The organism is Streptomyces sp. NPDC013157, from assembly GCF_042899865.1.
In the GTDB taxonomy this organism is placed as follows: domain Bacteria; phylum Actinomycetota; class Actinomycetes; order Streptomycetales; family Streptomycetaceae; genus Streptomyces.
This window is the reverse complement of the sequence record NZ_JBIBAK010000006.1, coordinates 221,071-239,524: the sequence shown is the minus strand read 5'-3', so window position 1 is coordinate 239,524 and position 18,454 is coordinate 221,071. Positions and strand designations below refer to the sequence as shown.

The 18,454-nt window shown below is 70.2% G+C and carries 14 protein-coding genes and 2 tRNA genes; 3 read left to right on the top strand and 13 right to left on the bottom strand.

The genetic code is table 11. From position 1 onward, the window contains the following. Positions 1–161 precede the first annotated feature (161 nt). The 5 genes from ndk to ACFY6U_RS20415 form a co-directional block, all read right to left on the bottom strand. Positions 162–575, bottom strand: a complete 414-nt coding sequence (gene ndk / locus ACFY6U_RS20435) for a nucleoside-diphosphate kinase (RefSeq protein WP_390040075.1) — start codon at positions 573–575, stop codon at positions 162–164. Positions 576–807: 232 nt separating this feature from the next. Then, a complete protein-coding gene (locus tag ACFY6U_RS20430; RefSeq protein ID WP_390040073.1) occupies positions 808–1,164 on the bottom strand; it encodes a DUF4233 domain-containing protein in 357 nt (118 codons plus the stop codon). 2 nt (positions 1,165–1,166) lie between these two features. After that, on the bottom strand, positions 1,167–2,705 hold the full coding sequence (locus tag ACFY6U_RS20425; RefSeq protein ID WP_390040071.1) for a bifunctional folylpolyglutamate synthase/dihydrofolate synthase: 1,539 nt from the start codon (positions 2,703–2,705) through the stop codon (positions 1,167–1,169). Continuing rightward, positions 2,698–5,199, bottom strand: coding sequence for a SpoIIE family protein phosphatase (locus ACFY6U_RS20420; RefSeq protein WP_390040069.1), 2,502 nt, complete (start codon positions 5,197–5,199; stop codon positions 2,698–2,700). The genes ACFY6U_RS20425 and ACFY6U_RS20420 overlap by 8 nt, the downstream gene beginning before the upstream one ends. A gap of 179 nt (positions 5,200–5,378) precedes the next feature. Further along, on the bottom strand, positions 5,379–8,003 hold the full coding sequence (locus ACFY6U_RS20415; RefSeq protein WP_390040067.1) for a valine--tRNA ligase: 2,625 nt from the start codon (positions 8,001–8,003) through the stop codon (positions 5,379–5,381). A 137-nt stretch (positions 8,004–8,140) separates the two neighbouring features. Between ACFY6U_RS20415 and ACFY6U_RS20410 the strand changes: the two genes are divergently transcribed. Next, a complete protein-coding gene (locus ACFY6U_RS20410; protein ID WP_390040065.1) occupies positions 8,141–9,115 on the top strand; it encodes a hypothetical protein in 975 nt (324 codons plus the stop codon). A gap of 81 nt (positions 9,116–9,196) precedes the next feature. Here ACFY6U_RS20410 and clpX read toward each other — a convergent pair whose 3' ends face one another. From clpX to ACFY6U_RS20385, 5 genes are all read right to left on the bottom strand, one after another. After that, on the bottom strand, positions 9,197–10,483 hold the full coding sequence (clpX, locus tag ACFY6U_RS20405) for an ATP-dependent Clp protease ATP-binding subunit ClpX (protein ID WP_093503035.1): 1,287 nt from the start codon (positions 10,481–10,483) through the stop codon (positions 9,197–9,199). 202 nt (positions 10,484–10,685) lie between these two features. Then, entirely contained in the window at positions 10,686–11,351 is a 666-nt protein-coding gene (locus ACFY6U_RS20400) for an ATP-dependent Clp protease proteolytic subunit (RefSeq protein ID WP_390040063.1), read from the bottom strand. Between the two features lie 73 nt (positions 11,352–11,424). After that, on the bottom strand, positions 11,425–12,030 hold the full coding sequence (locus ACFY6U_RS20395) for an ATP-dependent Clp protease proteolytic subunit (RefSeq protein WP_390040446.1): 606 nt from the start codon (positions 12,028–12,030) through the stop codon (positions 11,425–11,427). A gap of 369 nt (positions 12,031–12,399) precedes the next feature. Next, complete coding sequence (gene tig / locus ACFY6U_RS20390) at positions 12,400–13,794, bottom strand: trigger factor (RefSeq protein WP_390040061.1); 1,395 nt, start codon at positions 13,792–13,794, stop codon at positions 12,400–12,402. 187 nt (positions 13,795–13,981) lie between these two features. Continuing rightward, positions 13,982–14,058: transfer RNA gene (locus ACFY6U_RS20385), tRNA-Pro, on the bottom strand. A 186-nt stretch (positions 14,059–14,244) separates the two neighbouring features. Here ACFY6U_RS20385 and ACFY6U_RS20380 point away from each other — a divergent pair. Continuing rightward, positions 14,245–14,315: transfer RNA gene (locus tag ACFY6U_RS20380), tRNA-Gly, on the top strand. Positions 14,316–14,665: 350 nt separating this feature from the next. Here the strand turns inward: ACFY6U_RS20380 and ACFY6U_RS20375 are convergent. After that, positions 14,666–14,860, bottom strand: a complete 195-nt coding sequence (locus ACFY6U_RS20375; RefSeq protein ID WP_089107496.1) for a hypothetical protein — start codon at positions 14,858–14,860, stop codon at positions 14,666–14,668. 460 nt (positions 14,861–15,320) lie between these two features. Here ACFY6U_RS20375 and ACFY6U_RS20370 point away from each other — a divergent pair, with 460 nt between their 5' ends. Further along, positions 15,321–16,439: an acyltransferase family protein gene (locus tag ACFY6U_RS20370; RefSeq protein ID WP_390040058.1), complete on the top strand. Its 1,119-nt coding sequence runs from the start codon at positions 15,321–15,323 to the stop codon at positions 16,437–16,439. A gap of 6 nt (positions 16,440–16,445) precedes the next feature. Here the strand turns inward: ACFY6U_RS20370 and ACFY6U_RS20365 are convergent, their stop codons facing one another. Both ACFY6U_RS20365 and ACFY6U_RS20360 read right to left on the bottom strand, forming a co-directional pair. Next, positions 16,446–16,898: an HD domain-containing protein gene (locus tag ACFY6U_RS20365; protein WP_390040056.1), complete on the bottom strand. Its 453-nt coding sequence runs from the start codon at positions 16,896–16,898 to the stop codon at positions 16,446–16,448. Between the two features lie 327 nt (positions 16,899–17,225). Next, positions 17,226–18,389, bottom strand: coding sequence for a PP2C family protein-serine/threonine phosphatase (locus tag ACFY6U_RS20360; protein WP_351500139.1), 1,164 nt, complete (start codon positions 18,387–18,389; stop codon positions 17,226–17,228). Between the last annotated feature and the right edge of the window lie 65 nt (positions 18,390–18,454).

Here is an 18,454-nt window from a genome sequence, read left to right as displayed (position 1 = left end):
GAGACGGTCCGACGGGGCCACTCGTTCCCCCGATCGGCACGCATATGCCGAGGGACGGCCGAAATCGTTCGGCCGTCCCAGGTCGTGCAGCTCAAAGGACTGACGCCTCGTCAAAAACTTCCACGAAAACTCCGTACGGGTCCTTTACGGGCCTCGGACGGCTACGCGCGGCCGGGGAAGAAGATCTTGACCTCGCGTTCGGCGGACTCCTCCGAGTCGGACGCGTGGATCAGGTTCTCGCGGACGATCACGCCGAAGTCACCGCGGATGGAGCCGGGCGCGGCGGCGATCGGGTCGGTGGGGCCGGCCAGGGCGCGGATGCCCTCGATGACGCGCTCGCCCTCGACGATCAGGGCGACGGACGGGCCGGAGGACATGAACTCGACCAGCGGCTCGTAGAACGGCTTGCCGACGTGCTCGGCGTAGTGCTGCTCCAGCGTGGCGCGCTCCAGGGTGCGCAGCTCCAGCGCGGTGATCTGCCAGCCGGCCTTGCGCTCGATACGGCTGATGATCTCGCCGGTCAGGCCCCGACGGACGGCGTCGGGCTTGAGCAGGACGAGGGTGCGCTGGCTCACGGGAGGGCTCCTTCGGTACTGGCCGGGTGCGGTGAGGAGAGGCTACAGGGCTGGTCTGAGCGTCCGTTACACAGTGTGCGGGTCGATGGGTCCGCCGTCTTCGGGGGCCGCCGCCCCCGGCCCCCCGCTTCGGCCTGAACGGCCGCGTCCTCAAACGCCGGACGGGCTGGAGGGGGTGCGGGCCGGTCGTCGCCCTCAGACGCCGGACGGGCGTGCGGACCGGTCGTCGGCCTCACACCCCCGACGGGCTGTCCTGGGTGTTCTGCGCTGCGAAGCGGGCCTTCGCCTCGTCGATCTTTCTTCCGTAGTGCACCGAGGCCCACCACAGGCCCGCGAAGATCGCGCCCATGAAGTACATGGTCGGGACGAAGATCCCGGAGGCGATCAGGGCGATCTGCAGGGCCCAGCCGAGGGCGATGCCGGCCGGGCGGGTGATGACACCGCACAGGGCCAGGCAGAGGAACATGGCGATGCCGCTGACGAGCCACACCGTGGAGGTGGACAGGTCGGGGTCCTTCATGGCGACGAGGGCGGCGAAGCCGATGACGAAGAACTCGCCGATCAGGGTCGAGGAACAGAGCGTGCGCACGGTCAGGCCCTCCCGAGGAGCAGTCGGGCCTCGCCCACGGTGATGACGGAGCCGGTGACCAGCACACCGCCGCCCGCGAACTCGCCCTCCTCCTCGGCCAGCGTGATCGCGGCCTCCAGGGCGTCGGGCAGCCGCGGCTCGACCTGGACGCGGTCCTCGCCGAACACCTCGACGGCGACCGCGGCCAGCTCGTCCGCGTCCATCGCGCGGTGGCTGGAGTTCTGGGTGACGACGACCTCGGCGAAGATCGGCTCGAAGGCCTCCAGGAGGCCCCGGACGTTCTTGTCGCCGCTGGCCCCGACCACGCCGATCAGCCGGCTGAAGTCGAAGGCCTCACCGACGGCCTCGGCGGTGGCGAGGGCGCCGGCCGGGTTGTGGGCGGCGTCGAGGACGACGGTGGGAGAGCGTCGTACGACCTCCAGCCGGCCCGGGGACGAGACGGCCGCGAAGGCCTTGCGGACCGTGTCGATGTCGAGGGGCTCGGGGCGCTGGGAGCCGACCCCGAAGAACGCCTCCACCGCGGCGAGCGCGACGGCCGCGTTGTGGGCCTGGTAGGGGCCGTGCAGGGGCAGGTAGACCTCGTCGTACTCGCCGCCGAGGCCGCGCAGGGTGAGCAGCTGGCCGCCGACGGCGACCTGGCGGGCGACGACGCCGAACTCGAGGCCCTCGCGGGCGACGGTGGCGTCCACCTCGACGGCCTTCTTGAGGAGCACCTGCGCCGCGTCGACCGGCTGCTGGGCCAGGATCACGGTGGCGTCCTGCTTGATGATGCCGGCCTTCTCGCCGGCGATCTCGGCGGTGGTTTCGCCCAGCCGGTCGGTGTGGTCGAGGCCGATCGGGGTGACGACGGCGACGTCCCCGTCGATGACGTTCGTCGCGTCCCAGGAGCCGCCCATGCCGACCTCGACGACGGCGACGTCGACGGGCGCGTCCGCGAAGGCCGCGTACGCCATGCCGGTGAGCACCTCGAAGAAGGAGAGCCGGTACTCCTGCTGCGCGTCGACCATCTCGACGTAGGGCTTGATGTCGTTGTACGTCTCGATGAACCGCTCGGCGGAGATCGGGGCGCCGTCGAGGCTGATGCGCTCGGTGATCGACTGCACGTGCGGGCTGGTGTAGCGGCCGGTACGGAGTTCGAAGGCGCCGAGCAGGGCCTCGACCATGCGGGCGGTGGAGGTCTTGCCGTTGGTGCCGGTGATGTGGATCGAGGGGTAGGACCGCTGCGGCTCGCCCAGCACGTCCATGAGGGCGGCGATCCTGGTGACCGACGGCTCCAGCTTGGTCTCGCCCCAGCGGGTGGCGAGCTCCGCCTCCACCTCGCGCAGGGCCCGGTCGACCTCGGGGTCCTCGGGGCGGCCCGGGACGTCGCCCGGCTGCGGGCCGCCCTGGGTGCGCAGGGTCCGGCTGCCGGCCTCGATCACCGCGAGATCGGGGTCGCGGTCCGTCTCGGCCGCGACGATCTCGTCGAAGCCGTCCTCGAAGGCGTCCTCGAAGTCGCCGTCGAAGCTCTCATGGGGGTCGCGCGGGGGCAGATCACTCACGGGACCAGTCTACGGAGCCCTGCGGACGCGTGGACGCGTCGGGCGCCGGAAGCGCCTGCTCGCACCAGATCGTCTTGCCGGCGGCGGTCTGCCTGGTGCCCCACCGCCGGGTGAGCTGGGCCACCAGCAGGAGGCCACGGCCGCCCTCGTCGAAGACCCGGGCCCGCCGCAGGTGCGGGGCGGTGCTGCTGCCGTCGGAGACCTCGCAGATCAGCGTCCTGGTGTCGCGGATGAGCCGCAGCTGGATCGGGGGGCCGCCGTAGCGGACGGCGTTCGTGACGAGTTCGCTGACCACCAGTTCGGTGGTGAACGACAGCTCGTCCAGCTTCCAGGCGGCGAGCTGGTCGGTGGTCAGGGTCCGGGCCCTGGCGACGTGCTCGGGGTCCGCGAGGATCTCCCAGGCGGCCACCTGATCACCGGGCAGGGCGCGGGTGCGGGCGAGCAGCAGGGTGACGTCGTCGGCGGGTTCGCCGGTGCGCAGCGCGGCCACCACCCGGTCGCAGGCCGCCTCCAGCGGCTCCCCCTTCCCTGCGGACGTGACGAGCGCGCGGCGCAGCCGGTCGAGGCCGTGGCCGAGGTCGAGGTGGCGGGAGTGCACCAGGCCGTTGCTGAACAGGGCGAGGGTGGCGCCCTCGGCGAGGTCCAGGTCGGTGGTCTCGAACGGCAGCCCGCCGAGCCCGAGCGGCGGGCCGGCCTCGCCGGGGGCCGGCTCCACCGCGCCCTGGGGGGTGATCACGAAGGGCAGCGGATGGCCCGCGCTGGCCAGGGAGCAGTGCTGCGAGATCGGGTCGTACACGGCGTACAGGCAGGTCGAGCCCACCTCGCCGGCCTGTTCCCCGGCGCCGTCGTCGAGGTGCAGGACGAGGTCGTCGAGGTGGGTGAGGAGTTCGTCGGGGGGCAGGTCGACGTCCGCGAGGGTGCGCACCGCCGTGCGCAGCCGGCCCATGGTGGCGGAGGCCTCGATGCCGTGACCGACGACGTCCCCGATGACCAGGGCCATCCGGGTGCCCGACAGCGGGATCACGTCGAGCCAGTCGCCGCCGACCCCGGCCCGGGTACCGGTGGGCAGGTAGCGGTAGGCGAAGTCGACGCTCGGGCAGTCGGGCATGACGTGCGGGAGCAGGCTGCGCTGGAGCGCCAGCGCGGTCTCGCGCTCCCGGGTGTAGCGGCGCGCGTTGTCGATGGCGGTCGCGGACTTCGCCGCGAGCTCCTGCGCGTCGGACAGGTCGTCCTTCTCGAACGGCGGGGAGTCCCGGGTGCGCCAGAAGACGATCACCCCCATCAGGACGCCCTGTGCCGACAGCGGCACGGTGATCAGCGAGCGCATGCCGTAGTCGAGGAGCTGCTCGGTGCGCCGCGCGTCGGGAAACGTCGCTCTGCGGGTGACTCGGAGATCGGCGACGAGGGCCGGGCCGGTGACGGTGCGGCGGGTGGCGGCGGGCGGCGGGTCCACGGCGATCAGGGCGCCGGTGGGGTCCAGCGGGGAGTCGTCGCGGACGCCGCCCCGGGCGACGCGCCGCAGGACGGTCTCGGCGGCCGTGGGCTCCCCGCCGTGCAGCACGGACTCCTCCAGGTCGACGGTGACGAAGTCGGCGAAGCGGGGGACGGCCACCCGCACCAGCTCGTCGGCGGTCCGCCCCACGTCCAGGGTGTTGCCGAGGGCGGTACCGGCGTCGTAGAGCAGCCGCAGTCGCCGGTGGCTCTTCTCCAGCGAGCCCGCCATGGTGTTGAACGCCGTCTCCAGCTGCCCGATCTCCCGGCGCCCGGTGGGCGGCACCCGGGCGCTCATGTCCCCGGCGGCGAGCCGGGTCGCGAAGCGGGCCATCCTGCGCACCGGCCAGACGATCACCCGGGACACGTAGGCGCCGTAGGCGACGATCAGGAGGACCGCCGCGCCGACGCCGACGGACGCGGCGATCGTCAGCATCCGCATCCGGGCCTCGAGTGCGGTCTCGCGCTTGCTGATCGCGAGGCGCTCGTCGTGGATGTAGCGGGAGAACTGGGTCCGGAGCGCGTCGAGCCGCTGCCTGCCCTCCAGCGTCCGCGCCGTGCTGCTCGCGTCGGGGTCTCCGCGCCGGGCCTCGGCCACGAGGGGGACCGAGTAGTCGTCGACGAAGGACTGGCCGGACCGCTGGATCTGCTCGGCGAGCTGCCGCTGAGCGGGGGACGTGCTGACGTCCACGAGCCGCCGGGCCTGTGCGGGGAACGCGGTCCGGGCGGCCTGCCAGGGCTTGAGGAACTCGTCCTGCCGGGTGATGACGTAGCTGCGCTGACCGCCCTCCATGTCGAGGACGGTCCCCTGGACCACCCCGATCTGGTCCAGGGCCGGCCGGCCGCTCCTCGCGGAGAGCAGGGAGTGCTGGGCGTCCTGGATCGCGAGCACCAGCATCAGGAAGACGAGGCCCATGAGCACGGCGAGCAGGCCGCCCGCGCCGGCCGTCAGGGGGACCAGTCCCCGCTGCGGGGTCGTCCTCGTTCGGCCCCTGTGCTGCATGTGGGCGTTCCCTCCGCCACGTGGCACCAAAACGGAACATTAGGGTCATGTTCCTACTTTTGGATTGTAGGGCGGTGGCCGGTGTGCGCTGTGCGACCCGGGAAATGCGCGCAGGCGCCCGGCGGCCCCGTGGAAAGGGCTGCCGGGCGCCTGCGGCGACGCCTGTCGGGACGCCTCGGCTACGCCTCCGGGAGGCGGTCCAGCTGGGCCTGGATACGGGCGATGTCCTCGTCGGCCTTGGCCAGCCGGCCGCGGATCTTCTCCACCACGTTGTCCGGGGCCTTCGCCAGGAACGCCTCGTTGCCCAGCTTGCCCGTCGCCTGGGCCTTCTCCTTCTCGGCGGCGGCGAGGTCCTTGGCGAGGCGCTTGCGCTCCGCCGCCACGTCGATCGTGCCGGAGAGGTCGAGGGCGACCGTGGCACCGGCCACCGGGAGGGTGGCCGTCGCCGCGAAGGCGTCGCCCTCGGGCTGGAGGCGCAGCAGCTGGCGGATGGCCGCCTCGTGCGGGGCCAGCGCGGTGCCGTCGAGGGTCAGGCGGGCCGGGACCTTCTGGCCGTCCTTGAGGCCCTGGTCCTTGCGGAACCGGCGGACCTCGGTGACGACGCGCTGGACCAGCTCGATCTCCTTCTCCGCGGCCTCGTCACGGAAGCCCGAGTCCTGCGGCCAGTCCGCGACGACGAGGGACTCGCCGCCGGTGAGCGTGGTCCACAGGGCGTCCGTGACGAACGGGATCACCGGGTGCAGCAGACGCAGCATCACGTCCAGGACCTCGCCGAGGACCCGGCCGGAGACCTCGGCCTGCTCGCCGCCCGCGAAGAACGTCGTCTTCGACAGCTCGACGTACCAGTCGAAGACCTCGTCCCACGCGAAGTGGTAGAGCGCGTCGGCGAGCTTGGCGAACTGGAAGTCGTCGTAGGACGCGTCGACCTGAGCGACGGTGGTGTTGAGCCGGGAGAGGATCCAGCGGTCGGTCGCGGACATCCTGGAGGCGTCCGGCAGCGGGCCCTCGGTCGTGGCGCCGTTCATCAGCGCGAAGCGCGTGGCGTTCCAGATCTTGTTGGTGAAGTTCCGGGAGGCCTTGACCCAGTCCTCGCCGATCGGCACGTCCGCGCCCGGGTTGGCGCCGTTGGCGAGGGTGAAACGGACGGCGTCGGAGCCGTAGGCGTCCATCCAGACCAGCGGGTCGACGGCGTTGGGGTTCGACTTCGACATCTTCTTGCCGAACTCGTCGCGCACCAGGCCTGTCAGGGCGATGGTGTGGAAGGGGGCGACCCCGTCCATGGCGTACAGGCCGAACATCATCATTCGGGCGACCCAGAAGAAGATGATGTCGTGACCGGTGAGCAGGACGTCGGTCGGGTAGAACTTCCGCAGGTCCTCGGTCTGTTCGGGCCAGCCGAGGGTGGAGAAGGGCCACAGGCCGGACGAGAACCAGGTGTCGAGGACGTCCGGGTCCTGGGTCCAGCCCTCGCCCGTCGGCGGTTCCTCGTCGGGGCCGACGCAGACGACCTCGCCGTCCGGGCCGTACCAGATGGGGATGCGGTGGCCCCACCACAGCTGGCGCGAGATGCACCAGTCGTGCATGTTGTCGACCCAGTCGAAGTAGCGCTTCGACATGTCCTCGGGATGGATCCTGACGCGGCCGTCACGGACCGCGTCACCGGCGGCCCTGGCGAGGGGGCCGACCTTGACCCACCACTGCATGGACAGGCGCGGCTCGACCGTGGTCTTGCAGCGCGAGCAGTGGCCGACCGAGTGCATGTAGGGGCGCTTCTCGGCGACGATGCGGCCCTGCTCCTCGAGGGCGCCGACGACGGCCGAGCGGGCCTCGTAGCGGTCCAGGCCGAGGAAGGGGCCGTGGACGGTGATGACACCGTGCTCGTCCATGATCGTCAGGGACGGCAGGTCGTGGCGACGGCCGATCTCGAAGTCGTTCGGGTCGTGGGCCGGGGTCACCTTGACCGCACCCGTGCCGAACTCGGGGTCGACATGGGTGTCGGCGACGACCGGGATCGTACGGTCGGTCAGCGGGAGCTTGATCTGCTTGCCGACGAGGTGCCTGTAGCGCTCGTCGTCGGGGTGGACCGCGACGGCGGTGTCGCCGAGCATCGTCTCCGCGCGCGTGGTCGCGACGACGAGGCTGTCCTCGCCCTCGCCGTAGCGGATGGAGACGAGTTCGCCCGCGTCCTCCTGGTACTCCACCTCGATGTCCGAGATGGCCGTCAGACAGCGCGGGCACCAGTTGATGATGCGCTCGGCGCGGTAGATCAGCTCGTCGTCGTAGAGCTTCTTGAAGATGGTCTGGACGGCCTTGGACAGGCCCTCGTCCATGGTGAAGCGCTCGCGGTCCCAGTCGACGCCGTCGCCGAGGCGGCGCATCTGGCCGAGGATCCTGCCGCCGTACTCTTCCTTCCACTGCCAGACGCGGTCGACGAACTCCTCGCGGCCCAGGTCGTGGCGGGACTTGCCCTCCTCGGCAAGCTGCTGCTCGACCTTGTTCTGGGTGGCGATGCCGGCGTGGTCCATGCCGGGCAGCCACAGCGACTCGAAGCCCTGCATGCGCTTGCGGCGGGTCAGCGCGTCCATCAGCGTGTGCTGGAAGGCGTGGCCCAGGTGCAGCGAACCGGTGACGTTCGGCGGGGGGATGACGATGGTGTACGCGGGCTTGTCGCTCTTGGCGTCGGCCGCGAAGTAACCGCGCTCTACCCAGCGCTCGTACAGCGGCCCCTCTACGTCGGCCGGCGCGTACTGGGTCGGCAGTTCGGTGCTGGGCGCTGTGGGCTGCTGCTGAGCATTCTCGGTCACGGGGCCCAGTTTAGGGGTGTCCCGACAGTGTCCCGAAACCCGTTTGTTCTGTAACGGTGGGCACCCCCGTGCCATGGCTTCCCTGTGACTGAGCCAGGATGTCAGGAACACATAAGCATCTGGAGGGGAACCCAGAGATGAGCTACAACCAGCCGGGCCCGTACGGGGCGCCGCCGCCGCAGCAGCCGGGACCCTACGGGCAGCAGCCGGGTCCGTACGGCCAGCCGCCGCAGGCGCCCCAGCCCGGCTACGGCTACCCGCAGCAGGCTCCGCCGTCGGCCCCGCCGCAGCCGGGACCCTACGGGCAGCAGCCGCCCCAGCCGGGCTACGGCTACCCGCAGCAGGGCGTTCCCCCACAGCCGAACCCGTACGGCCAGCAGCCCCCGTACGGCCAGCCTCCCTACGGTGTTCCGCAGCCGCCGGCGCCGGGCAGCGGGAAGAAGAAGACGGGGCTGGTCATCGGGGCGGTGGCCGTGGTGGCGGCGATCGGCGTCGGAGCGTACTTCGTGCTCGGCGGGAGCGGGTCCGGCGCGCTGAAGGACGACGGGCCGCACAAGCTGACCGCGCCGGCCTCGCTGCTGTCCGGCAAGTACAAGCGGTACGGCGACCCCGCGGAGGAGAAGGCGAGTTCGAGCGACGCGAAGGACCTCGCCAAGGCCGGTGTCACCGACGCGACCTCGGTCGGCTCCCTCTACTCGACCATCGACCTGAACTCCCTGGACACCACCGACCCGACCAGCGTGGCCAAGGCGCAGACCGCCGAGAACTTCACCTTCTTCGGCGTCTACGGCTCGGTGAAGGACCCGCAGGCGGCGCTGGACACCACCTTCGCCCAGATGAAGGCGAACAGCTCCTCCGACGACGACGTGAAGCTGGTCGGCGACGCGCAGTCCGTCTCGCCCGCCGGTCTGGACGGCGCGGTGATGAAGTGCCAGCAGGCGACGGGCAAGAGCCAGCTCACCGGCAAGGACCAGACGGCGTACATGTGCATCTGGGCGGACTACAGCACCATCGGCATCGTGGAGCCGACGGCGGGTGTGAAGACGTACACCCTGGACGAGTCGGCGAAGATCGCGGCCGATGTGCGCGGCGAGGTGCGCGTCGCCAAGTAGCCGCCGCCGGCATCCGCCGACGCACGCGAAAGCGCCGGGCCCTCCTTCGCGGAGGGCCCGGCGCTTCGGTGTTGGCGGAGGTTACGCCGACTTCTGCTCCCCCGCGCCCCGGCCCCGGGCGTCGCGCGGGATCAGGGTCGGGTTGACGTTGGAGTGGACGACGTCGGCCGTGATGACGACGCGGGCCACGTCCTTGCGGGACGGGACCTCGTACATCACCGACATCAGGACCTCTTCCATGATGGCCCTGAGACCACGCGCGCCGGTCTGGCGGAGGATGGCCTGGTCGGCGATGGCCTCCAGGGCCTCGCGCTCGAAGTCCAGCTCCACGCCGTCGAGTTCGAAGAGGCGCTGGTACTGCTTGACGAGTGCGTTGCGCGGCTCGATGAGGATCTGGAGCAGGGCCTCGCGGTCCAGGTTGTGGACCGAGGTGATGACCGGGAGGCGGCCGATGAACTCCGGGATCATGCCGAACTTGACCAGGTCCTCGGGCATGACGTCCTCGAACTGGTCCTTGGACTGCAGCTCCCGCTTGGAGCGGATGGTCGCGCCGAAGCCGATGCCCTTGGCGCCCGCCCGGGACTCGATGATCTTCTCCAGGCCGGCGAAGGCACCGCCCACGATGAACAGGACGTTCGTCGTGTCGATCTGGATGAACTCCTGGTGCGGGTGCTTGCGGCCGCCCTGCGGCGGGACCGAGGCCGTGGTGCCCTCCAGGATCTTCAGCAGGGCCTGCTGCACGCCCTCGCCGGAGACGTCCCGGGTGATCGACGGATTTTCACTCTTCCGCGCGACCTTGTCGATCTCGTCGATGTAGATGATCCCGGTCTCGGCCTTCTTGACGTCGTAGTCGGCCGCCTGGATCAGCTTGAGGAGGATGTTCTCCACGTCCTCGCCCACGTAGCCGGCCTCCGTCAGCGCGGTCGCGTCGGCGATCGCGAACGGGACGTTCAGCATGCGGGCCAGGGTCTGCGCGAGGAGCGTCTTGCCGGAGCCGGTGGGGCCCAGCAGGAGGATGTTGGACTTCGCCAACTCGATGGCGTCGTCGCGGCCTTGGGCGCCGCCGTTCTCCCCTGCCTGGACGCGCTTGTAGTGGTTGTACACCGCGACCGACAGGGCCTTCTTGGCGGGCTCCTGGCCCACCACGTAGCCCTCCAGGAACTCGTAGATCTCGCGGGGCTTCGGAAGTTCCTCCCAGCGCACCTCGCTCGTCTCGGCGAGCTCCTCCTCGATGATCTCGTTGCAGAGATCGATGCACTCGTCGCAGATGTACACACCGGGCCCTGCGATGAGCTTCTTGACCTGCTTCTGGCTCTTGCCGCAGAACGAGCACTTGAGCAGATCGCCGCCGTCACCGATGCGTGCCACGGTGTGCTTCCCCTTCGCCTGGGAGACGCCTGGACTCTCTCGAATCCAGCGGCTCCTGGTGCTGCCTTATGTCGACGGTACCTTGCCGAGCCCCCCGTACGGGCCCCCCTTGGCACGGTTCACTTTGACGTGCACCTTGCCGTGCGCGCGGTCAAACCGTGCCAAGGGCGGCAGAGAATACATTCTCTGCCCGCGGCCTGTGTCAGCGGACGTCAGCGTTGTTCATCTTCCGGGTGGAGATGATCTGGTCCACGATGCCGTACTCGAGCGCTTCCTCGGCCGTGAGGATCTTGTCGCGCTCGATGTCCTCGCGGACCTGCTCGATCGCCCGGTTGGAGTGCTTGGCCAGCATGGACTCCAGCTGGTCACGCATGCGCGTGAACTCCTTGGCGATGATCTCCAGGTCGGAGAGCTGGCCGCGGCCGGTGGAACCGGCCGGCTGGTGGATCAGCACGCGGGAGTTCGGCAGCGCCATGCGCTTGCCGGGCGTGCCCGCGGCCAGCAGGATGGCCGCGGCGGAGGCCGCCTGGCCCATGCAGACCGTCTGGATGTCGGGCTTCACGAACTGCATCGTGTCGTAGATCGCCGTGAGGGCGGTCATGTCGCCGCCCGGGCTGTTGATGTAGATCGAGATGTCCCGGTCCGGGTCCATCGACTCCAGGCACAGCAGCTGCGCCATGACGTCGTTGGCGGAGGCGTCGTCGATCTGGACGCCGAGGAAGATCACGCGCTCCTCGAAGAGCTTCGCGTACGGGTCGTACTCGCGGATGCCCTGGGAGGTGCGCTCGACGAAGCGCGGGATGACGTAGCGGGCGTCGGGCCGGGGCCCGTCGTAGCGGGCGTCAGCGGCGCCGGGAATGTTGCTCATGAGGGTGTTCACCGTCCTGGTGGCGTTCGGGGGGCTGGAGTCTCGGCGGAGCGTTGCGTGGCCGGGCCTGGTCTCAGGCGCCGGTGCCGCCGCCTCCCGGAACACCGGAGGCATGCGTGATGATCTCGTCAATGAGACCGTACTCCTTGGCCTCTTCCGGGGTGAACCAGCGGTCGCGGTCGCCGTCGCGGATGATCGTCTCGACGGTCTGGCCGGAGTGCTGCGCGGTCAGCTCGGACATGCGCTTCTTGGTGCGCAGCAGGTACTCGGCCTGGATCTTGATGTCCGAGACGGTACCGCCGAGGCCCGCGGAGCCCTGGTGCATCATGATGTCGGCGTGCGGCAGCGCGAAGCGCTTGCCGGCGGCGCCGCCGGTGAGCAGGAACTGGCCCATCGAGGCCGCCATGCCCATCGCGATGGTCACCACGTCGTTCGGGATGTACTGCATGGTGTCGTAGATCGCCATGCCGGCGGTCACCGAGCCACCGGGGCTGTTGATGTAGAGGTAGATGTCCTTGGCGGGATCGGCCGCGAGCAGCAGCAGCTGCGCGGTGATCTTGTTCGCGATGTCGTCGTCCACCTGCTGGCCGAGGAAGATGATCCGCTCACCGAGCAGCCGGTTGTACACCTGGTCACCGAGGCCACCACCGATGGAAGGCTCGCCGGCGGCGGAGGGCATCAGATTCGTCACGTATCCACCTGCTCGTCTGTACGACGGCGCCGGGCCGTCTCACGTTTCCGTAGCCGGGGGCTTGGCTGCCCTCGTACTCATGGACCCTAACGCGATGGTCCCTTCGGGGAATCCCGGTAAGAGGGCTGTTCGCCGGGGGCGTAGTGCGGGTGCCTCCGGCGGATGGGCCGCTGTCGACCCGCCGTGACCGTGCCGGGGGGTGGGCGAGTGCGGGCGCGTGGGGGCTGGTCGCGCAGTTCCCCGCGCCCCCAGGCGGCGGCTGCGCCGCCTTCAGGGGCGCCACCGCCGGGCGTATGACGAAGGGGCTCCCGGGATGGTCCCAGGAGCCCCTGTGCGCCGTTATGGGCGCCGTAGGGCTCAGCCCTCGGTCTTGTCCTCGGCGGAGGCGTCCGTGGCCTCGGCGGCGGCCTCAGGGGCCTCCGTCTCGGTCTCGTCCTCGTCCTCGTCGTCCAGGTCGACGATCTCGCCGTTGGTGTCCTTCACCGTGGCGGCCTCGACCACGACGGCCAGGGCCTTGCCGCGGGCGACCTCGCCGACCAGGAGCGGGACCTGGCCACCCTCCACCACGGCCTGGGCGAACTGGTCGGGGGACATGCCGGAGGAGGCCGCGCGCCGCATGAGGTGCTCGGTGAGCTCCTCCTGGTTGACGTTCAGCTTCTCGACCTTGACCAGCTCGTCGAGGACGAACTGGGTCTTGATGCCCTTGACCGCGGCCTCGCGGGTCTCGGTCTCGAACTCCTCGGCGGTCTTGCCCTGGATCTCGAGGTACTTCTCCAGGTCGAGACCCATCTGGCCGAGCTGGTGGTGCTCCAGGTTGTGCTTGCGGGTGTTGATCTCGTCCTCGAGGAGCTTCTCGGGGACCGGCACCTCGACGAGCTCCAGCAGCTTCTCCAGGACGCGCTCCTGGGCCTGCGTGGCCTGGTCGTACGTCTTCATGTTGGCGAGACGCTTGCGGCTGTCGTCCTTGAGCTCGTCCAGGGTGTCGAACTCGGAGGCGAGCTGCGCGAACTCGTCGTCCAGCTCGGGGAGTTCGCGGGCGGCGACCTGGGTGACCTTGACGGTGACCTCGGCCTCGCGGCCGGCCGCGGAGCCGCCCTTGAGCTCGGAGGTGAAGGTGGCCTCGCCACCGGCCTCCAGGCCCTTCACGGCGTCGTCGATGCCGTCCAGCAGCTCGCCGGAGCCGATGGTGTAGGAGACACCGCTCGCGATGCCGTCCTCCAGGACCTCGCCGTCGACCTTGGCCTCCAGGTCGATGGTGACGACGTCGCCGTCCTCGGCGGCGCGCTCCACCGGGGAGGTGGAGGCGAAGCGCTCACGGAGCTGCTCGACCGACTTCTCGACGTCCTCGTCGCTGACCTCGACGGCGTCGACCTCGACCTCGATGCCCGTGTAGTCCGGGATCTCCAGGGCCGGGCGGACGTCGACCTCGGCGGTGAAGTTCAGCGTCTCGCCGTCCTTCAGCTCGGTGATGTCGACCTCGGGCTGGCCCAGCGGGTTCAGCTCGGCCTCGTTGACCGCTTCGGTGTAGAACTTCGGGAGCGCGTCGTTGACGGCCTCCTCCAGCACCGCTCCGCGGCCGAACCGCTGGTCGATGACGCGGGCCGGGATCTTGCCCTTGCGGAAGCCCTTCACCGTGACCTGCTGGTTGATCTTCTTGTACGCCGCGTCGAGGCTGTCCTTGAGCTCCTCGAAGGGCACCTCGACAGTGAGCCGAACCCGGGTCGGGTTCAGGGTCTCCACGGCGCTCTTCACGGTTCGGTCTCCTTGTGGCTGACTTCTCGGGTTCTGCCGGTGCCAGAGGGGCCCGGCGGAGTTTCGCCGCCCGGAGGAGTTCGTAGGCCGCCGTCTGGCGGGCCGGGACACACGGGCGCGCAGCTTGCATAGTAACCGCAGCCGCTCAGCGCCCCAAAAGGCGATCAAGACGGACGCCGTCAGGTGGTGGTCGGGGTGGCGGGATTTGAACCCACGGCCTTCCGCTCCCAAAGCGGACGCGCTACCAAGCTGCGCCACACCCCGTTTCGGTGCGACACGTAGGGTACATGCCCGGGCCGCCTGCGTCGGCTGCTTTGTTCACCCGCACCGGCATCGCTTCGCTGCCGCGCCCCCGCCACATCCCCGCAGACCAATCACGTTGGCCTACGTGCCGGACGACCCGCTACGATGCCTCCTGTGCCGCGGTCACCGACCTGCGGCGCGTGTCGTGCGGGCGTAGCTCAATGGTAGAGCTTCAGTCTTCCAAACTGACTACGCGGGTTCGATTCCCGTCGCCCGCTCTGAATCGCTCAGGCCCAGGTCACCGGGTAGATCCACTCGGTGAGCCGGGCCTGAGTCGTTGTGGGAGCCGGATCGGCACGGATTGCGAGGGCACCGTGGCCGCCCGCAGCCGGCGCCCCTTCGCCCGCCCGGGCGCACCCCGCCGCCGTCGGGGCGGACGACGACGGCCACCATTGCCCGCCGCACGGCCTTCCGCGCGTGCCGCCACTCGATCTTCCGCGCGTGCCGCCACTCGATCCGGTGACGTCACGGGATGCGGTACGGGGCGCCGCCACCGAGGGTGCCGTCGGGGATGCGGGGTACGCGGCCGTCATGGCGGGGGCCACGTGCCGCCGGCCGGCTTCCGAGGTCAGAAGTTGATCGAGTTTATGGTCTGCGCCAGCGAGTCGAGGAAGCGCTGGATGGAGGGGGCCATCCCGGTCGACGCGAGGAAGAAGCCGAAGAGGACGGCGACGATGGCGGGGCCTGCCTTGATGTTCCCCCCTCTCATCATCACCACAAGGATGATCGCCAACAGCAACACCACAGACAGTGAAATGGCCACAACTGATCACACCCTCGGTCGGTCCGCTCTCCGGCCCTGGGGTACGGCCCCGCACCCCCGCCAGATCCATCGTGCCACCAACCCGGCCGCACTATGCGGTTCGTGACACAACGTCGACAACTCACCGCACACCGACTACTGCCCGCACTGCAATTCGAGATCCCACCCGCCCACGGATCCACGGCAATTGACGGACATGGTTTCCGTGTCCACACAACTCGCGCGCAGCCAATTCGAATTGTTGACACAGGCACGGCAAAGGGCGACGACCTGCGGTCGTTATGCACTAATTAGTACGGATGAATGCGGACATCGCGGGTGTAAGTGGCGCATGGAACTGCATAGACACAGGCATCGACCCCGGTAAATCCCCCGGCGATCCACATATGCTTGTCGCCGAATACCAGGTCTCTCATCGGCGGATTTACGAAATCCCACAGGCACCGCTAAGGTGCCTCAGATGTTTGACGCCGCCACGTCCCCCGGCCAGAACCGAACACCACGTCCCCCGGCCCTGCCGCCGGCGGGCAGACCCCGCGACGCGTTCTTCGACAACGCCAAGTACCTGGCGATCGTGCTCGTCGCGATGGGTCACTCATGGGAGCCGCTGAAGGGCGACAGTCGCGTCCTGGAGGCGATGTACTGCGTCGTGTACGCCTTCCACATGCCGGCGTTCATCATCGTCTCCGGCTACTTCTCGCGGAACTTCGACATGCGCCCGGACCGGCTGAAGCGGCTGGTCACCGGGGTCGTCGTCCCCTACGTCCTGTTCGAGACGGCCTACTCGCTCTTCCAGCGCTTCGTGGTCGGCGACTCCGGCCAGGACATCAGCCTGCTCGATCCCTGGTACCTGACCTGGTTCCTGTGCGCGCTGTTCGTCTGGCGCCTGACCACGCCCCTGTGGAAGGCGGTCCGCCATCCCCTTCCGGTCGCCTTCGGCATCGCGATGCTGGCGTCCGTGTCCCCGAGCATCGGTGACGACCTCGACCTCCAACGGGTGCTGCAGTTCCTGCCGTACTTCGTGCTCGGCCTGTGCCTGCGGCCCGAGCACTTCCGGCTGGTGCGCCGGTGGCCGGTGCGGATCGCCGCGGTGCCGGTGTTCGCCCTCGCGCTGGCGTTCGCGTGGTGGTCGGTGCCGCGGATGAACACCGCGTGGTTCTACCACCGGGACTCCGCGCAGGAGCTGGGCGCGCCGTGGTGGTGCGGGCCGGTGATGGTGCTCGCCATGTTCGGCTGCTCGATGCTGCTGACGGCCGGCTTCTTCTCGTGGGTACCGGGCCGGCGGACGTGGTTCACCGCGCTCGGCGCGGGCACGCTGTACGGCTACCTCCTGCACGGCTTCGTGGTGAAGTACGGCGTCCACGCGGGCTGGTTCGACCCGAAGTGGCTGCACGGGCCGCTCGGCGAGATCCTCGTCACGGCGCTCGCGGGCGCGTGCGTGACGCTGCTGTGCACCCGGCCCGCGCGGCGGGTGTTCCGGTTCTCCATGGAGCCGCGGATGGACTGGGCGTTCCGGCGGGACCCGGCGGAAACGGCGCGGGAACGGGAGCCGCGGAGCCGGGAGATGGCCAACGCGTGAGCGTGCCTACCCGCGGAGACCGAGGAGGGCGCGCATCCGGGCGTACTTCTCGGTCAGCCGGTTCCGGGTGTCCTCGTCCAGTACGGCGAGACGGCCGGGGTCGGCGTTGTGCGCGAGGTCGGCTTCCTTGACGAGGAGGGCGCCGGGGGTGGTGAGGATGCGGCGGGCGTACGACTCGGGGGGCTCGCCGGGGTGTTTGGTGAGGGCGAGCACGATGGCCTTCGTGCGGGGGCTCAGGGCGGCCGTGTCCAGCCACTCCTCGGTGAGGGCGTGGTCCTCGACGGCGTCGTGCAGCCAGGCGGCGGCGATCTGCTCCGGGTCGCCACCACGGGCGGCTGCGCCGTGGGCGACGGCGGCGAGGTGCTCGGCGTAGGGCCGCCCGGCCTTGTCGGTCTGCGCCGCGTGGGCGGCTCGGGCCAGCTTCTCGACTTCGGGGAGGGTGAGTGGGGTCCGGGTCACGGTGCGAGTATCTCGTGGCCGGGGCGGGGGGAGTCACTTACCGGCGCTTGCAGGGTGCCTCCCCCAGCCTTCGGCCGGGGGGGGGGACCCCCAGCGCCCACCCGTGCCGCCCCAGCGGCACGACTGCCCGCGGCTGAATGAGCTGACACGACTGCCCGCGGCTGAAGGCGCTGCATAGCCGCGCGTGGCTATGCAGGACGCGGCTGGGGCAGCGCCCCTGACGGGGCGCTGGGGGAACCCCCGGCCGAAGGCTGGGGGAGGAACCGCGCGATCAGCCCCCGCGGGGCCCGCGGCCGCCGACGGTCCGCAGCCGGACCCGGTCCGCGGTCATCTCGCCGCCTCCCGGCAGATCAGGAGCAGCGCCCTGTCGTCGTTGACGTCCTTGGCCACCGCCTCGATGAGGTGCCAGGCGGCGCCGTGGAAGCCGCCGGCGACGTAGCGGTCGGCCTCTCCCGTGAGGCGGTCTATGCCTTCCACGATGTCGCGGTCGGACGTCTCCACCAGGCCGTCCGTGAAGATCATCAGGACGTCGCCGGGGCGCAGCGAGCCCTTGACCGGGTCGAACTGGGCACCGTCGTAGACCCCGAGGAGGGGTCCTTCGGCGGCCTTCTCCTCCCAGCGGCCGCTGCCGGCGCTGAGCTGGAGACCGGGCGGGTGGCCCGCGGAGTACAGCTCGTAGTCGCCGGAGTCGAGGTCCAGGACCAGGTGTATGGAGGTCGCGAAGCCCTCGTCCCAGTCCTGGCGGAGCAGGTAGCCGTTGGCGGCGGGGAGGAAGGCGTGCGGCGGGAGGGAGCCGAGGAGGCCGCCGAAGGCGCCGGAGAGCAGGAGGGCTCTGGACGCCGCGTCCATGCCCTTGCCGGAGACGTCGGTGAGGACGACCTCCATCGTGCGGCCGTTGTTCGTACGGGCCGCGACCACGAAGTCGCCGGAGAAGGACTGCCCGCCGGCCGGCCGCAGGGCCATCTCGCGGTGCCAGCCCGGCGGCAGCTTCGGCAGCTTGCTCTGCACCCGGATGCGTTCGCGCAGGTCGAAGAGCATGGTGCCGCCGCGCCGCCAGGGGACGCCGACGCGGCTGCGGAACTGGGCGGTGAGGAGACCGAAGAAACCGCAGGCGGCGACGACCAGGACCACGCCCGGGGTGACCCGGGAGGGGCCCTCGGTGTAGGGGCCGAGCCGTACCGACTCCACGATCAGGGCGGTGGCCGCCGCCGCGTACAGGCCGAGCAGGCTCGCCGGGCGCAGCAGCAGGCCCCCCGCGATGATCGGCAGGACCAGCGCGGCCGGGGAGAACCAGACCGAGTTGGCGAGGGTCATGGCGGCGAGGACCGGGACCGTCAGGAGCAGCCCGATCAGGGCGATCCAGTCGGATCCGTCGCCACGGAAGTAGTCCACGGCGCTTCTGCGCACGCCGACGCGGACCCGATGCCACTGCACTTTCCACCGGGCCGGAAGCGTCTCGGCCTTCGCGCGCCGCTCTCGGTCTACTGCCATTAGTTCGGGACCCTATCCATCGGACCAGCTGCTTGGCACGGGAGGTCCCACTTGTCCCCCGTCCG

Bases quoted from the DNA above. Each gene is read 5' to 3' on its own strand.
- ACFY6U_RS20395 (WP_390040446.1), bottom strand. From the start codon at position 12,030: ATGCCCTCCGCCGCCGGCGAGCCTTCCATCGGTGGTGGCCTCGGTGAC.
- ACFY6U_RS20420 (WP_390040069.1), bottom strand. From the start codon at position 5,199: ATGCAGCACAGGGGCCGAACGAGGACGACCCCGCAGCGGGGACTGGTC.
- ACFY6U_RS20370 (WP_390040058.1), top strand. From the start codon at position 15,321: ATGTTTGACGCCGCCACGTCCCCCGGCCAGAACCGAACACCACGTCCC.
- ACFY6U_RS20410 (WP_390040065.1), top strand. From the start codon at position 8,141: ATGAGCTACAACCAGCCGGGCCCGTACGGGGCGCCGCCGCCGCAGCAG.
- ACFY6U_RS20360 (WP_351500139.1), bottom strand. From the start codon at position 18,389: ATGGCAGTAGACCGAGAGCGGCGCGCGAAGGCCGAGACGCTTCCGGCC.
- ACFY6U_RS20400 (WP_390040063.1), bottom strand. From the start codon at position 11,351: ATGAGCAACATTCCCGGCGCCGCTGACGCCCGCTACGACGGGCCCCGG.